This is a genomic window from Streptomyces sp. NPDC005962 (assembly GCF_040629205.1).
Classification (GTDB): Bacteria; Actinomycetota; Actinomycetes; order Streptomycetales; family Streptomycetaceae; genus Streptomyces.
In genome coordinates this window covers 105,886-121,257 of sequence record NZ_JBEXVE010000025.1, presented here as the reverse complement: position 1 = coordinate 121,257, position 15,372 = coordinate 105,886, and the positions used below count along the sequence as shown (strand labels likewise).

At 70.0% G+C, this 15,372-nt stretch carries 15 protein-coding genes; 9 read left to right on the top strand and 6 right to left on the bottom strand.

Annotation, left to right across the window (positions count from 1 at the left end; translation table 11 throughout):
• Positions 1–91: 91 nt before the first annotated feature.
• Positions 92–1,852 (top strand): lysine--tRNA ligase, encoded by a 1,761-nt coding sequence (gene lysS / locus ABZ370_RS32510; RefSeq protein ID WP_358628045.1) that lies wholly within the window; start codon positions 92–94, stop codon positions 1,850–1,852.
• 111 nt (positions 1,853–1,963) lie between these two features.
• Here lysS and ABZ370_RS32505 read toward each other — a convergent pair whose 3' ends face one another.
• From ABZ370_RS32505 to ABZ370_RS32495, 3 genes are all read right to left on the bottom strand, one after another.
• Positions 1,964–3,346 carry a DUF2637 domain-containing protein gene (locus ABZ370_RS32505; protein WP_358628042.1) on the bottom strand — a complete coding sequence of 461 codons (1,383 nt, stop codon included), beginning with the start codon at positions 3,344–3,346 and terminating at the stop codon, positions 1,964–1,966.
• A gap of 186 nt (positions 3,347–3,532) precedes the next feature.
• Positions 3,533–4,300: a hypothetical protein gene (locus ABZ370_RS32500; RefSeq protein ID WP_358628039.1), complete on the bottom strand. Its 768-nt coding sequence runs from the start codon at positions 4,298–4,300 to the stop codon at positions 3,533–3,535.
• 123 nt (positions 4,301–4,423) lie between these two features.
• Positions 4,424–5,377: a DUF3558 domain-containing protein gene (locus ABZ370_RS32495; protein ID WP_358628036.1), complete on the bottom strand. Its 954-nt coding sequence runs from the start codon at positions 5,375–5,377 to the stop codon at positions 4,424–4,426.
• A 159-nt stretch (positions 5,378–5,536) separates the two neighbouring features.
• Here ABZ370_RS32495 and ABZ370_RS32490 point away from each other — a divergent pair, with 159 nt between their 5' ends.
• The 3 genes from ABZ370_RS32490 to ABZ370_RS32480 all read left to right on the top strand — a co-directional run bounded on the left by ABZ370_RS32490 (position 5,537) and on the right by ABZ370_RS32480 (position 7,879).
• Positions 5,537–6,730, top strand: coding sequence for an RtcB family protein (locus ABZ370_RS32490; RefSeq protein WP_358628033.1), 1,194 nt, complete (start codon positions 5,537–5,539; stop codon positions 6,728–6,730).
• Between the two features lie 85 nt (positions 6,731–6,815).
• Entirely contained in the window at positions 6,816–7,154 is a 339-nt protein-coding gene (locus ABZ370_RS32485) for a metalloregulator ArsR/SmtB family transcription factor (protein WP_358628030.1), read from the top strand.
• Entirely contained in the window at positions 7,151–7,879 is a 729-nt protein-coding gene (locus tag ABZ370_RS32480) for a cation transporter (RefSeq protein WP_358628028.1), read from the top strand. The genes ABZ370_RS32485 and ABZ370_RS32480 overlap by 4 nt, the downstream gene beginning before the upstream one ends.
• A 13-nt stretch (positions 7,880–7,892) precedes the next feature.
• Here the strand turns inward: ABZ370_RS32480 and ABZ370_RS32475 are convergent, their stop codons facing one another.
• Positions 7,893–8,648, bottom strand: a complete 756-nt coding sequence (locus ABZ370_RS32475; RefSeq protein ID WP_358628025.1) for an SDR family oxidoreductase — start codon at positions 8,646–8,648, stop codon at positions 7,893–7,895.
• A 208-nt stretch (positions 8,649–8,856) separates the two neighbouring features.
• On the opposite strand from ABZ370_RS32475, the gene ABZ370_RS32470 reads away from it, so the two are divergent.
• On the top strand, positions 8,857–10,278 hold the full coding sequence (locus ABZ370_RS32470) for a hypothetical protein (RefSeq protein ID WP_358628022.1): 1,422 nt from the start codon (positions 8,857–8,859) through the stop codon (positions 10,276–10,278).
• On the opposite strand, the gene ABZ370_RS32465 is transcribed toward ABZ370_RS32470, so the two are convergent.
• Positions 10,268–10,600, bottom strand: coding sequence for a YnfA family protein (locus ABZ370_RS32465; protein WP_358628019.1), 333 nt, complete (start codon positions 10,598–10,600; stop codon positions 10,268–10,270). The two genes, ABZ370_RS32470 and ABZ370_RS32465, sit on opposite strands and share 11 nt — an antisense overlap.
• A 36-nt stretch (positions 10,601–10,636) precedes the next feature.
• Complete coding sequence (locus ABZ370_RS32460) at positions 10,637–11,185, bottom strand: hypothetical protein (protein WP_358628016.1); 549 nt, start codon at positions 11,183–11,185, stop codon at positions 10,637–10,639.
• Between the two features lie 148 nt (positions 11,186–11,333).
• Here ABZ370_RS32460 and hemL point away from each other — a divergent pair, with 148 nt between their 5' ends.
• From hemL to ABZ370_RS32440, 4 genes are all read left to right on the top strand, one after another.
• Positions 11,334–12,641 (top strand): glutamate-1-semialdehyde 2,1-aminomutase, encoded by a 1,308-nt coding sequence (gene hemL / locus ABZ370_RS32455; RefSeq protein WP_358628013.1) that lies wholly within the window; start codon positions 11,334–11,336, stop codon positions 12,639–12,641.
• Between the two features lie 8 nt (positions 12,642–12,649).
• Positions 12,650–13,336 (top strand): histidine phosphatase family protein, encoded by a 687-nt coding sequence (locus ABZ370_RS32450; RefSeq protein WP_358628010.1) that lies wholly within the window; start codon positions 12,650–12,652, stop codon positions 13,334–13,336.
• 164 nt (positions 13,337–13,500) lie between these two features.
• Positions 13,501–14,682: a hypothetical protein gene (locus ABZ370_RS32445; RefSeq protein WP_358628007.1), complete on the top strand. Its 1,182-nt coding sequence runs from the start codon at positions 13,501–13,503 to the stop codon at positions 14,680–14,682.
• 69 nt (positions 14,683–14,751) lie between these two features.
• Positions 14,752–15,369 carry a TlpA disulfide reductase family protein gene (locus ABZ370_RS32440; protein WP_358628005.1) on the top strand — a complete coding sequence of 206 codons (618 nt, stop codon included), beginning with the start codon at positions 14,752–14,754 and terminating at the stop codon, positions 15,367–15,369.
• The last annotated feature ends 3 nt before the right edge of the window (positions 15,370–15,372 follow it).

Here is a 15,372-nt window from a genome sequence, read left to right as displayed (position 1 = left end):
TGGACGGCTGTGGATAACTCCGGCCGCGGATGACGACAACCTGTGGGCAACCCCGAAGGCCCCTCCTCCGTCTGGGACAATGGTCGGTGCCATGACCGCAAGGAAGGAAGTGCCGACCGTGGCTCAGAGCACCGAGACCGACTGGGTCTCCCGTTTCGCGGACGAGGTTATTGCCGAGGCGGAGCGACGCGCGCCCGGCAAACCGATCGTCTGCGCCTCGGGTCTCAGCCCGTCCGGCCCGATCCACCTCGGCAATCTGCGCGAGGTCATGACGCCTCACCTGGTGGCCGACGAGATCCGGCGCCGCGGGTTCGCTTGCGTCCACATCGTGTCCTGGGACGACTACGACCGGTACCGGAAGGTCCCGGCCGGGATCGACCCGTCCTGGTCCGAGCACATCGGCAAGCCGCTGACCTCCGTCCCGGCCCCGCCCGGCTCCCCGCACCCGAACTGGGCCGAGCACTTCAAGGCGCCGATGATCGAGGCGCTGGGCGCGATGGGCATCGAGTTCGACGGCATCAGCCAGACGGAGAAGTACACCTCGGGCGCCTACCGCGAGCAGATCCTGCACGCGATGCGCCACCGCGAGCAGATCGACGCCGTGCTCGACCGGTACCGCACGAAGGACAAGGCGGGCGCGAAGGACACGAAGAAGCAGCAGCAGAAGCAGCAGAAGCCGGTCGACGAGGCCGAGCTGGAGGCCGCCGAGGGCTCGGGCGCGGCCGCCGAGGACGACGGCAGCGCGGGCGGCGCCGGGTACTACCCGTACAAGCCGTACTGCTCGGTCTGCGAGCGCGATCTGACGACCGTGACCTCGTACGACGACGAGAGCACCGAGCTGGCGTACACCTGCGCCTGCGGCCACGGCGAGACCGTGCTGCTCAGCGAGCACGACCGCGGCAAGCTGGTCTGGAAGGTCGACTGGCCGATGCGCTGGGCGTACGAGGGCGTCGTTTTCGAGCCGTCCGGCGTCGACCACTCCTCGCCCGGCTCCTCGTACGTGGTCGGCGGGCAGATCGTCCGCGAGGTCTTCGGCGGCGACCAGCCGATCGGCCCGATGTACGCGTTCGTGGGCATCAGCGGGATGGCCAAGATGTCCTCCTCCAAGGGCGGTGTGCCGACCCCGGCCGACGCGCTGGAGATCATGGAGGCGCCGCTGCTGCGCTGGCTGTACGCGCGCCGCCGGCCGAACCAGTCCTTCAAGATCGCCTTCGATCAGGAGATCCAGCGCACCTACGACGAGTGGGACGCCCTGGAGCGCAAGATCGGCGACGGTTCGGCGCAGCCCGCGGACGCCGCCGCGCACAGCCGGGCGACCCGCACCGCCGGTGGTGAGCTGCCCCGCACCCCGCGCCCGCTGCCGTACCGGATGCTCGCCTCCGTGGTGGACATCACCACCGGGCACGACGAGCAGACGCTGCGCATCCTCGGCGAGCTGGACCCGGAGAACCCGGTGAAGTCCCTGGACGAGACCCGGCCGCGGCTCGACCGGGCCGAGCGCTGGATCACCACCCAGGTCCCGGCGGAGCAGCGCACCCGGGTCCGGGACGAGCCGGACACCGAGCTGCTGGCCTCGCTCGGCGAGACCGAGCGCGAGTCGCTGCGGCTGCTGCTCGACGGCCTGGACGAGCACTGGTCGCTCGACGGGCTGACGACGCTGGTCTACGGCGTGCCGAAGCTCCAGGCGGGCCTGGCGGCGGACGCGAAGCCGACGCCGGAGCTGAAGGTCGCGCAGCGGACGTTCTTCGCGCTGCTCTACCGGCTGCTGGTCGGGCGGGACACCGGGCCGCGGCTGCCCACCCTGCTGCTCGCGGTGGGGGCGGACCGGGTGCGCAAGCTGCTCGCGGGCTGAGCCGGGAGACCCCTCGCGGCCTGAGCCGGGGAACCCCGGACCGGGGAACCCCGGGCCGGGCGGGCCCTGTGCCCGCCCGGTGCCGCCGACGGCTCCTGGAGGCTCCTGACGCTACGGGATGTGCTCCGCCTGCATCTCCGTGCGGTAGCGCTCCTTGTAGTCGTTCACGTAGCCGGTCAGCTCGGCGTTGCTGAGGTCGGCCACGCCGTACGCGTCCCGCAGCCGCTGCCCGAACTGGTACGCGGAGGGGAAGCGTCCGTTGTCGGCGAGGAACTGGCGGTAGGTCGCGTAGAACACCTCGTCGCGCGGGACGTCGTCCGGCATCTCCACCGTGGTGGGCGCCTGCGGCTGCTCGTACTCGGCGTACGGCTGCTCCGGGCCGCGCTGCTCCGGGACGTACGCGCCCTGCGGGTTCCCCACGCCCTGGCCGCCGAGCTGGCGGACCCGGCCGCCGGGCACGACCGGGACGGTGACCTGCGGCTGCTCCGGCCCGCCCGGCTGCGCCGGATACGCCGGCTGTTCGGCCTGCGCCGGATGGGCGGCGGCGGGGTCGTACGGGACGGCGCCCCGGCCGTCGTGCTCCTGGGCCGTCGGCTGCTGGTACACCGGTAGCGGCAGCGAGAGCGGCAGCTCCTGCGGCTGCTGGGGTTGCTGCTGCCCGGGACCGGCGGCGAAGCCGGTGCCGTCGGCCGGACCGTAGACGTCCTGCCGCACCCCCGGGTACGCCGCGCCCGGCGTCTGCCCGGCCCCGCCCCCCGTGGCGCTCGGCGTGCCCGATGTGCCCGAGGGCAGCGCGGCGGGGGAGAAGGCGCTCGCTTCCAGCCCGGCCGCTTCGAGGCCCGCCGGTGCGGTGTCCGACAGCGGCACCCCGTAGCGCGCCAGCCGCAGCGGCATCAGCGCCTCCACCGGGGCCTTGCGGCGCCACTGCCGCCCGTAGCGGGCCTGGAGCCGGGTCTGGTAGACCAGCCGGTCCTGTTCCAGCTGGATGACCTCGTCGTAGCTGCGCAGCTCCCACAGCTTCATCCGGCGCCACAGCCGGAAGGTCGGTATCGGCGCCAGCAGCCAGCGGACGATGCGGACCGACTCCATGTGCCGGTCGGCGGTGATGTCGGCGATCCGGCCGATCGCGTGCCGGGCGGCCTCGACGGAGACCACGAAGAGCACCGGGATGACGCCGTGCATACCGACGCCGATCGGGTCCGGCCAGGCGGCGGCGCCGTTGAAGGCGATGGTGGCCGCGGTCAGCATCCACGCGGTCTGCCGCAGCAGAGGGAAGGGGATGCGAATCCAGGTCAGCAGCAGATCCAGGGCCAGCAGGACGCAGATCCCGGCGTCGATCCCGATGGGGAAGACGTTGGCGAAGGCACCGAATCCCTTCTGCTCGGCGAGGTCGCGCACCGCGGTGTAGGACCCCGCGAAGCCGATCGCGGCGATCATCACCGCCCCGGCGACGACCACGCCGATGAGTATTCGATGCGTTCTTGTCAGTTGCATCGCGGCCACCCGCGATCCCTCCCCGTCCTAGGCGACAAGCCTTGGCATACAGCGGGCCCAGGGTCGCATACACGTCAAGCGCCCCGGACGGGAAGGGGGTGGCGGGAACGGCCGGGTGCCGCCCCAGAAGTCCTGGAGGTCCCGGAAACCCTGGAGGTCCCAGAAGTCCTGGAAGCCCCAGAAGTCCTAGGAGTCCTTGGAGCCCTTCGACTCCGCGGGCTTCTCGGCGGGCTTGGAGGTGCCGGACCCCTGCGAGCCCTTGCCGCCGCCGTCGGTGCCCTTCGCGACGGAGTCGACGACCTCCTTGGCCGCGGACTTGGCGTCGTCCATCAGCTTGGTGGCGTCCGGCGCCTTCTCGGTCTCGTAGCCCGCGCCGTCGTACTCGACGATCACCGCGACGTTCGCGGTCCGGGCGACGACCGTCTGGTTCCGGAACTCCTCGCCGTCCTTCTTCTCCTCGGAACGGACGGTGGTCGCCGCGTCACCGATGGCCGTCTGCTCGGTCTTGGCGTTCTTCACCCCGTCCGTGGAGGTGGCCTTCTCCGCCTGCTGGGTGGCATACGTCTGGGCGCGCTTGTCGCCGGTGCCGAGCCCCGCGTCGGAGGGGAAGAGCTTCAGGGAGACGGACAGCGAGCGGTACTTGAAGCCGTCGAGGCCGTTCCACAGGCAGGTGGCGGACGTGTTGGTGTCGCCCGACTGGAGGGCCTTGCCCTTCTTGGGCTTCGCCTTGGGCACCAGCTCGTCGATGGTCTTGCCCGACAGGGACGAGCACACATCGGGGAGCTTGCTGAACTTTGCCGCCGCGACGGACGGCGAGGCACTGGGTGAGGAGGGTCTCGACGAACTCTCCGCGTCCTTTTTGTCATCGGAGCCGGAGGAGCAGCCGGCGACGAGCATGACCGGTACGGTCGCGCAGGCGAGTATTCGGGCGAGTCGCGGGGCTGAACGGTGCATGGTTCCTTCGCTCAATCGCTGTCGATGGGCGGTGGTACCGCCCGCGTCATTACCGGCACGGTACGCGGCCGATCGCGGGCCGCCCAATCCCCGAGGTCTTCCGTCCGGGGACGGCCCGGTCCGCTATTCGGTGAGCCGCCCGGTGAGCTCCTGGGCCAAGTCTTCGGCGTTCCCCTGGAGTTCTTCGCTTTCGGGAATGTCCTTTTTGTTGGTCGACCACTGGTCGTACTCAATGGTGGCGATCACATTCGAGGACCGGAAAACGACGGTGATGTCGCGGTGGATTCCGGAGTCCTTGGTGATCAGCTGGTCATCGAGGAAGGCGTCGTCGGCGAGGTCGTCGAGGCGGCGCGGGGCGGTGGCGTCCGGGTTCTCCGGCGTGCTTCCGTCGCTTGCGGTGCTCTCATCGTCGCCCGCGCTCGGGCTGCCCGTGCCGCCCTTCTCGCCGGTGTTGCCCTTCTCACTTCCGGAGGTGCTCCCGGCGCTGCCGCTCCGGTCGCCGTCCGGGGACGCGCTGCCCTTGCCGCCCGATCCCGAGGTGGGCGACGAGGAGGCGGACGGGTCGCCCGAGGTGTCGTCGCCCGAGGCACCGGCGGAGGGTGAGGTCGGGGCCGGGGCGTCCGGAATGTCCGCCGCGGCGGCCTTCTTCTCGTACAGCTCCAGCGCCCGGTCGTCGTCGCTCACGGACGGGTCGTACGAGACGACGCGTTCGAAGTCCAGCGTCAGATAGCGGGTGCCGCTCGGCGTCGCGACCTTCCAGCGGCAGCCGTCGCGCCGGTCTATGTCGTACGTCACGGTCGCCTGGCCCTCGTACGCCTTGTCGTCGGCGGCGCCGCCGGGCAGCAGCTTGCGCAGGGTCTTGGGGCTCACGGCGCCGCACGCCTCGGGGAGGGTGTCGTAGCGGCCCGGCTCGGCCGTGACCCCCGTGCCGGAGTCGCCGGAGGCGCTGTCGTCCGCTCCGGGCTTGGAGTCGGAGCCGGTGCATCCGCTGAGTCCCGCGGCGGCGAGCGCGGCGATGAGCAGGGCGGCGGCCGGGGCGGCACGCCGTCCACGGGCCGTTCGCTGCGCTGGCTGCACTATCCGTGTCCCTTCGGGCGAAAACTGCTTGCCGCCCGTAGGCGGTGACTGGAGACAATGTGTACCGCACGGGCCGCCGCGTCTGCCGGTCGGCTGTCGTGAATGGGTCATGGACCCGTTTTTTGCGTTTTCCATATTTCACGGGGGAATGAGTAAAACATGTCGTATGTCGAGGTGTCCGGGGCGAACGTCCCGATCCGTATGTGGGCGGACCCCGCGACGGTCGAGGGCGGCGCCATGCAGCAGCTGCGGAACGTGACCACGCTGCCGTGGATCAAGGGCCTGGCCGTGATGCCGGACGTGCACTACGGAAAGGGTGCCACCGTCGGCTCGGTGATCGCGATGCACGGGGCCGTGTGCCCGGCGGCGGTCGGTGTGGACATCGGCTGCGGGATGTCGGCGGTCAAGTCGTCGCTCACCGCGGACGATCTGCCGGGCGATCTGTCGCGGCTGCGGTCCAAGATCGAGCAGGCGATCCCGGTGGGCCGGGGGATGCATGACGACCCGGTCGACCCGGGACGGCTGCACGGGTTCGGGACCGCCGGATGGGACGACTTCTGGGGGCGGTTCGAGGGAGTGGCCGAGGCGGTCAAGTTCCGTCAGGGGAGGGCCACGAAGCAGATGGGGTCGCTCGGATCAGGCAACCACTTCATCGAGTTCTGTCTCGATGACGAGGGTTCGGTCTGGCTGATGCTGCACTCCGGTTCCCGGAACATCGGCAAGGAACTGGCCGAGTACCACATCGGCCAGGCCCGCGGACTGCCGCACAACCAGGGTCTGATCGACCGCGACCTGGCTGTGTTCATCGCGGACACCCCGCAGATGGCCGCCTACCGGCACGATCTGTTCTGGGCGCAGGAGTACGCCAAGTACAACCGCGCGATCATGATGTCGCTCTTCCAGGACGTCGTGCGCAAGGAGTTCACGAAGGCCCGGCCGGTCTTCGAGCCGGTCATCTCCTGCCACCACAACTACGTGGCCGAGGAGCGGTACGAGGACATGGACCTGCTGGTGACCCGCAAGGGCGCCATCCGCGCGGGCAGCGGGGACTACGGGATCATCCCCGGTTCGATGGGCACCGGTTCGTACATCGTCCGGGGCCTGGGGAACGAGGCGTCCTTCAACTCGGCCTCGCACGGCGCCGGCCGGAAGATGAGCCGGAGCGCGGCGAAGAAGCGTTTCTCGACGCAGGACCTGGAGGAGCAGACGCGGGGCGTGGAGTGCCGTAAGGACTCCGGTGTCGTGGACGAGATCCCGGGCGCGTACAAGCCCATCGAGAAGGTCATCGACCAGCAGCGGGACCTCGTCGAGGTGGTGGCGCGGCTCAAGCAGGTCGTCTGCGTGAAGGGGTGAGAAGGGGCGAGGGGTGAGCGCGCGCGGCGGTACGTGATCGAGATTCAGGATTCCCTGAATTCAGGATTCGATGTACCGTCGGGGCGTGCTGACCGTTGCCTCCGACATCGACGTGCTGGCCCGGTTCGGCCGCGCGCTCGCCGACCCGATCCGCTGCCGCATCCTGCTCGCCCTGCGCGAAGCACCGGCGCACCCCGCCGACCTCGCCGACGCGCTCGGCGTCTCGCGCACCCGGCTGTCCAACCACCTGGCGTGCCTGCGCGACTGCGGCCTGGTCGTCACGGTGCCCGTCGGCCGCCGCACCCGCTACGAGTTGGCCGACGAGCGCCTCGGGCACGCTCTGGACGACCTGCGGGCGGCCGTCGTCGCCGTCGCGACCGACCGCACGTGCGTCGACGCCGAGGACGAGGGGTGCTGCGGATGACCGCGGTATCCCTCGGGCCGTCCCCGGCCCGCCGCGAGGTGCTGGCCCGCCGGATACGTCTGCTGGTGGCCGCGACGATCGCCTACAACGTCATCGAGGCGGGCGTCGCCCTCACCGCCGGGGCGCGCGCCTCGTCCACCGCCCTGATCGGCTTCGGCCTGGACTCCGTCATCGAGGTCTCCTCGGCCGCCGCGGTCGCCTGGCAGTTCTCCGCCCGCGAGCACGCCGTACGTCAGGCACGGGAGAAGACCACCTTGCGGATCATCGCGGTGTCGTTCCTCGCGCTCGCCCTCTACGTCACCGCCGACGCCGTCCGCGCCCTGACCGGAACCGGCGCGGCCGAACGCTCCGTCCCCGGCATCGTGCTCGCCGCGCTCTCCCTGGCGGTGATGCCGTTCCTGTCCGCCGCCCAGCGGCGTGCGGGGCGCGAACTGGGCTCGGCCTCGGCCGTGGCGGACTCCCGGCAGACGCTGCTGTGCACCTACCTGTCCGCCGTGCTCCTGGCCGGTCTGGTCCTCAACGCGACCGTCGGCTGGTCCTGGGCCGACCCCATCGCCGCCCTGGTCATCGCGGCCGTCGCGGTCAAGGAAGGCCGCGACGCCTGGCAGGGCAGAGGCTGCTGCGCGCCCCCGGCCGTCGGGGCGGTCCCGCACGCGGCGGTCCCGCACGCCGGTACCGAGCCGGATGCCTGTGGCTGCCGCCCCGGCTGCGCCTGCTGCGCCTGACCGCTTGCCGTCCTCAGCGCTCCCGGTGGAGCTTGTGCTGGGCGGCCTGGGCGCGGGGGCGGAGCACCATCAGGTCGACGTTGACGTGGGAGGGCCGGGTGACCGTCCAGGCGACGGTGTCGGCGACGTCGTCGGCGGTCAGCGGCTCGGCCACACCGTCGTAGACGGCGGCGGCCTGGCCCTCGTCCCCGCGGAACCGGTTCACCGCGAACTCGTCCGTCATGACCATGCCCGGCGCGATCTCGATCACCCGGACCGGTTCGCCGCACAGCTCCAGCCGCAGCGTGCCCGCGATCGCGTGCGCGCCGTGCTTGGCGGCCACGTAGCCACCGCCGCCCTCGTACTGGACGTGGCCCGCCGTGGAGGACAGCACCACGATCGTGCCGTCGCCGGAGGCGATGAGGGCGGGCAGCAGGGCCTGCGTGACGTGGAGCACGCCCATCACGTTGACCTCGAACATCGCCCGCCAGTCGGCCGGGTCGGAGTTCGCGACGGTTTCGGCGCCGATGGCCCCGCCCGCGTTGTTGACCAGCACGTCACAGCGGTCGAACTGCTCGGCGAAGGCGGTGACGGCGTCCCGGTCGGTGACGTCCAGGACGTACGGCACGGCCTCGTGCCCCGCCTCGGCCAGCTCGGCGGCCAGCGCCTCGATCCGCTCCTTGCGGCGGGCGGCGAGTACGACGCGAAATCCGGCCGCGGCGAGCCTCCGGGCGGTTGCCGCCCCGATCCCACTGCTGGCGCCGGTGATGACTGCGGTACGGGTGGTCATCGGCCCTCCTGTGGCGACGTGGCATGCGTGAACCCGGTACGGAAAGCGCACTGTGATCCATACGCAGGATATGACCTTCTGATCTGCGGCCGATCGGGGGACTGGGGATCGGAAACCGCTATCCGCTCCTGGCCCCGGGGAAGGGTGCACTGCGTCCGGCGCGCCGCCGGTCTCGGACTGTCCCATGCCCAAGGAGTGAATTCAGGTCATGACCCATCAGAACAGAACGCTCTACCGGTCCCGTCGGTCCTTCCGCCGCTGGGGTGTCGCCTCCGCCGGTGCCCTCGCGGCGGCGGCGCTCGTGGCCGGCGCTCCGTCGGTCGCGTGGGCCGCGGGCACGCCGGGCCCGAACACATCGTCGGCCTCCGCATGCCCCCAGGACCAGGAGCGGCACGGGGACCGCAACCATGGGAATGGCCAGCAGCAGCACGACAACAACCACCACCAGCAGAACAACCACCAGCAGCAGCAGAACAACGGGCACCAGCAGCAGCACGACAACAACCACCAGCAACAGCAGCATGACAACGGGCATCAGCAGCAGAACAACAACCACCAGCAACAGCAGCAGGACAACCACCAGCAGCAGGACAACGGGCATCACGGCAACGGCAAGCACGACGACGGGCGCCACGAGAATGGCCGCCAGGACAACGGCCAGCAGGACGGGCGCCACGAGAATGGCCGCCAGGACAACGGCCAGCAGGACGGGCGCCACGAGAACGGCCGCCAGGACAACGGCCAGCAGAACGGGCGCCACGAGAACGGTCAGTCCGCGAACGGCCAGCAGAACGGGCGCCACGAGAACGGTCAGTCCGCGAACGGCCAGATGGCCAACGGCCAAGCGGTCAACGCTCAGGCCGCCAACGCTCAGGCCGCCAACGGCCAAGCCGCCAACGCTCAGGCCGCCAACGGCCAAGCCGCCAACGAGGGCCAGAGCGGGCGTATGAACGGCCGTCCGACCCGCTGGCAGCGCGAGAACAGCGCCCCGCAGGGCCACGGCTACCAGCAGCGCAGCATGGCCCAGCCCGAGGCGGCTGAGCAGGCCGCCGACGTCATGCCGCAGGATCGTTACGGTGCCCCGTCCGCCCACGGCGACCACCAGGACGACCACGGCCGCAAGGACGACCACGGCCGCAATGACGACCACGGTCGGCAGAACCACCAGGCCACCAACAACGCGCAGAGCGCCGAGGGACCGGTGACGCTCCAGCGGGCCGTGGAGATCGCCGAGTGCGAGGCCGGCGGCCAGGCCGTCAGCGCCGAGCTGGTGGACGACTGCCCCGAGGACGACCCGCGGCACAACGACCACGGAAAGGACAACAACCGCAAGGACGACCACCGCAAGGACAACAACCGCAAGGACCAGCAGCACCGTGACCCGCAGCGCCACGGCGACAACAACCAGCACGACAACAACCAGCACGACAACAAGCAGCACGGCGACCACAAGCAGCAGGACTCGCGCCACAAGGACGACGACCGGCACCAGGTGTGGGCCGTGGACGTCGAGTGCGACCACACCGTCACCCGGGTGCTGATCGACCCGGACACCGGCTGCGTCCTCGGCTCAACCAAGCAGCAGGACAACGGCGACCACGCTCAGCACGGCCACCCGCTCACCTTCTAGGCGCGTACATGATGACGGCGACACCGGCCAGGCAGATCAACGCACCGAGAACATCGAAGCGGTCCGGCCGGTAGCCGTCGGCGACCATGCCCCAGGCGAGTGATCCGGCGACGAAGACGCCGCCGTACGCCGCGAGGATGCGGCCGAACTCCGCATCCGGCTGGAGCGTGGCCACGAAACCGTAGGCGCCGAGAGCGACGATCCCGGCGCCGATCCAGGCCCATCCCCTGTGCTCGCGCACACCCTGCCAGACCAGCCAGGCGCCTCCGATTTCCAGGAGGGCGGCCAGGACGAACAGACTGACGGAGCGTGCGATGAGCATGGGGGAAGGCTACGGCCGAGGGGCTACGGCCGAGGGCTAGGGCCAGACCAGGCAGTACGGCTGATGGCCCGCCTCGTGCAGCCGGTGGCTGAAGTCCTGCCACTCGTGGAGCAGTTGGTAGACCAGGAAGGCATCGCGCGGGCCGCCGCGGTCCGGGACCGTGGACCAGATGAACGCCGCGGCGCCCACCGCCTCTTCGCCGACGCCGCGCAGCGGGTCGACGGCGGTCATCGGCAGCTTGACGACGGCGTAGTCCGGGTGCAGGACGACGAGTTCGAGCGGCGGCACCTTGTGCAGCGGGACGCCCTCGATGCCGGTGAGGACCATCGCGGCCACCGTCTCCGGCTTGATCTTGGTGAACATGCCGTGGCCCAGCTCGTCACCGCCGAGCTCCTCGGGACGCATGGAGATGGGGACCCGGGCGGCGGTGGCCCCGTCGGGCGCGCCGAAGTACTTGTAGGTCACCCCCATGCGGCCCCCACTCCTGCTTGCCCTGCCCGCGTCTTCTCGCCTATGGCGTCCGGGACGGGGACGCTCGGGGCCTCGATCGTCAGTCCCCTCACCCAGTTCGCCACTGCGATGCATATCTCCACCCGACCACTCGCGGCCGCCGCCGCGCAACCCGATCATTGCGACTGATCAAACTGATCAATATGACTTGAGACCTCCCCCGAGTAGGCGCTATGAAACTCCCGGCGGCAGGACTCCGTCACCCTCTGACAACATGGCTTGCGTGAGCTATCCGTACGCAGCCCCAGTTTCGCAGACGCTTTTCGATCGTGCGGCCGTCGTGACGCCCGGCGGCGTGAACTCTCCGGTCCGGGCTTTCCGCGCCGTCGGAGGTACGCCCCGCTTTATGGTGTCCGGTGACGGTCCGTACCTCACCGATGCCGACGGACGCGAGTACGTCGACCTCGTATGTTCGTGGGGACCGATGATCCTCGGCCATTCGCACCCCGAGGTGATCGCGGCCGTGCAGGCCGCCGTCGCACGTGGCACGTCGTTCGGTACGCCGGGCGAGGGCGAGGTCGAACTCGCCGAGGAGATCGTGGCCCGGATCGGCCCCGTCGAGCAGGTGCGCCTGGTGTCGTCCGGCACCGAGGCGACGATGTCGGCCATCCGGCTGGCCCGTGGGTACACCGGCCGCCCCAAGGTGATCAAGTTCGCGGGTTGTTACCACGGCCATGTGGACGCCCTGCTGGCCGCGGCCGGGTCCGGGGTGGCGACCTTCGGGCTCCCCGACACCCCCGGGGTGACGGGCGCGCAGGCGGGGGAGACCGTCGTGCTGCCGTACAACGACCTGGAGGCGGTACGGGCGGCGTTCGCCGCGCACCCGGGCGAGATCGCCTGTGTGATCACCGAGGCCTCGCCGGGCAACATGGGCGTGGTGCCGCCGCTGCCGGGGTTCAACGCGGGCCTGAAGGAGCTGTGCGCCGACAATGGCGCGCTCTACATCTCCGACGAGGTCATGACCGGCTTCCGGGTCTCCAAGGCCGGGTGGTTCGGGCTCGACGGGGTCGTACCCGATCTGATGACCTTCGGCAAGGTCATGGGCGGCGGCTTCCCGGCCGCGGCCTTCGGCGGCCGCGCCGACGTCATGGCGCAGCTGGCCCCGGCCGGTCCGGTCTACCAGGCGGGCACGCTCTCCGGGAACCCGGTCGCGACGGCCGCCGGTGTGGCGCAGTTGCGGCTGCTGGACGACGCGGCGTACCAAAAGGTCGACGCGGCCTCCGCGCGGCTGCGGGCGCTGGTGACCGAGGCGCTGGACAAGGCGGGTGTCGCCCACCGGCTGCAGACCGCGGGCAACATGTTCTCCGTCTTCTTCACCGACGAGGACGTCACGGACTACGCCGGGGCGAAGGCGCAGCAGGCGTTCCGCTTCACCCCCTTCTTCCACTCGATGCTGTCCCAGGGTGTCTATCTGCCGCCGTCCGCCTTCGAGTCGTGGTTCGTCTCGACCACCCATGACGAGCGGGCGCTGGAGCGGGTGGCGGAGGCTCTGCCGGGGGCGGCGCGGGCCGCCGCCGAGGCGACTGAATGATGGGTGACATGACACAGAGCGAGAACGACATCACCGTCGTCCATGTGATGCGCCACGGTGAGGTGGAGAACCCGGAGGGCGTGCTGTACGGGCGCCTGCCCGGCTACCACCTGTCCGAGCTGGGCCGCCGCATGGCCGACCGGGTCGCCGAGCACCTCGCCGAGCGCGACATCACCCATGTGGTCGCCTCCCCGCTGGAACGGGCCCAGGAGACGGCCGCGCCGATCGGCAAGGCGCACAGTCTGGACGTGGCGGTGGACGAGCGGCTGATCGAGGCGGCGAACGCCTTCCAGGGGAAGACCTTCGGGGTGGGCGACGGCGCGCTGCGCAGGCCCGCCAACTGGCGTCATCTCACCAACCCCTTCCGTCCCTCCTGGGGGGAGCCGTACATCGACCAGGTGGTGCGGATGATGGGGGCGCTGGGCGCGGCGCGGGACGCCGCCCGCGGGCATGAGGCGGTCTGTGTCAGCCATCAGCTGCCGATCTGGATCGTGCGCAGCTTCGCGGAGCGGCGGCGGCTGTGGCACGACCCGCGCAAGCGGCAGTGCACCCTGGCCAGCCTCACCTCCTTCACCTACCGCGGCGACAAGATCGTGTCGGTCGGCTACAGCGAACCGGCCCGTGATCTGGTCCCCGCCCATCTCCTCGCGGGCGCCAAGAAGGTGAAGGGGGCCTCCAAGGGGGTCGGTGCGTGACCAGCGCGCTGTAGGCGTCTCATCGCATGGGGTAATCGTTTCGGGGGTAATGTTCCGGAACTGTAATTGAGCGCGTCCGTTCGGAACCCCGCTATTCGTCTCGCCATCTCAAAGGTCGTCCGTGGCCCGGACAACCAGTACGGCGAGTGCGAATTGAGGACGCTATGCGTGAGGTCAGCCGGAGGGGGATGCTCGGTCTCGGTATGGGGGCGGTCGCGTCACTGACCGCTGTCGGCTGTTCATCGGGGTCGGAAAAGGCGGCGCCGAAGAGGACGGCACAGGCAAAGCCGATAGGCGACGGTTCGACCTCCCGTGGGGTGACCCGGCCGAAGGACCCCAAGCCGGAGCGTCTTGAGCGGGGGCAGAAGCCGCCGCAGTTCGTGGTCTTCTCCTGGGACGGTGCGGGAGAGGTCGGCAACGGCCTCTTCCCGCGTTTCCGGAAGATCGCCGAGGATCACGGCGCGACCATGACGTTCTTCCTCTCCGGCCTTTACTGCCTGCCGGAGTCGAAGAAGTCTCTCTACAAGCCGCCGAACAACCCGGTGGGCGCCTCCGACATCGGCTATCTCACCGACGACCACGTCAAGGCGACGCTGGACAACGTGCGTCGTGCCTGGCTGGAGGGCCACGAGATAGGGACCCACTTCAACGGCCACTTCTGTACCGGCCGGGGCAGCGGCGCCAACTGGACCTCCGCCCAGTGGGAGTCCGAGATCGAGCAGGCCGTGTCGTTCGTGACGCAGTGGCGTACGAACACCGGATTCAAGGACGTCGATCCGCTGCCCTTCGATTACCGCGAGGAACTGATCGGCGGGCGCACCCCGTGTCTGCTGGGACAGCAGAATCTGCTGCCGACCGCACGAAAGCTCGGCTGGCGCTATGACGCCAGTTCGCCCGGCGGGCGGCAGGTATGGCCGACGAAGAAGATGGGGCTGTGGGACTATCCGCTCCAGCAGATTCCCTTCCCCGGGCATTCCTTCGAAGTGCTGTCGATGGATTACAACATCCTGGCCAACCAGTCGCAGAATTCCACGAACGCGCCGCCCGCCAACTATCCGGGCTGGCGCAAGCAGGCCACCGACGCGTACATCTCCGGTTTCCAGCGGGCGTACGAGTCCAATCGCGCCCCGTTCTTCATCGGCAACCACTTCGAGAAGTGGAACGGCGGGATCTATATGGACGCCGTCGAGGAAGCGCTCAAGCACATGGCCGACGAGAAGCGGAAGGACGTGCGGCTGGTGTCCTTCAAACAGCTCACGGACTGGATGGACGCGCAGGACCCGGCGGTGCTCGCCGATCTGCGGAGGTTCGGCGTGGGCGAGGCGTGGAGCGCGAGCAGCGGCTGACCGCCCCGCTCCGTAAGGCGGCGAGGGGGGTGGCGAAGATCGGCAAATGGGCCATGCGAAACTTTTCACATGAGTGCCTGCCGCGCCCCTCGGCGCCTCGCGACCTACCGTCGCGCAACCGTGCTGGCCACCGGGGCCGCGGTTGCCGCGCTGTCCCTCTCCGCCTGTGGTAGCGGCGGCACCTCGGGCGGATCGGCCGATACCAAGTTCGTGCAGGGCAAGGGCGGCGTCGACACCGTGGCCAAGGGGGACCGCCACGAGGCTCCCGAGCTGTCCGGCAAGACCCTCGAAGGCAAGCCGCTCGATGTGGCCGACTACAAGGGCAAGATCGTCGTCCTGAACGTGTGGGGCTCCTGGTGCGCGCCCTGCCGGGCCGAGGCCCCGAACCTCGCCAAGGTCGCCAAGGACACCAAGGCCAAGGGCGTCCAGTTCATCGGGATCAACACCCGGGACAGCAACCGAGCCCCCGCGCTCAGGTTCGAGAAGGCGTTCAAGGTCGACTACCCGAGCCTGTACGACCCGATCGGCAAGCTGATGCTGCGCTTCCCCAAGGGAAGCCTCAACCCGCAGGCCATCCCGTCGACCATCGTTCTGGACCGGGATGGCAAGATCGCGGCCCGCGCCCTCACCCCGCTCAGTGAGGACAGCGTGCGCAAGATGATCGACCCGCTCATCGCGGAGAAGTGACCT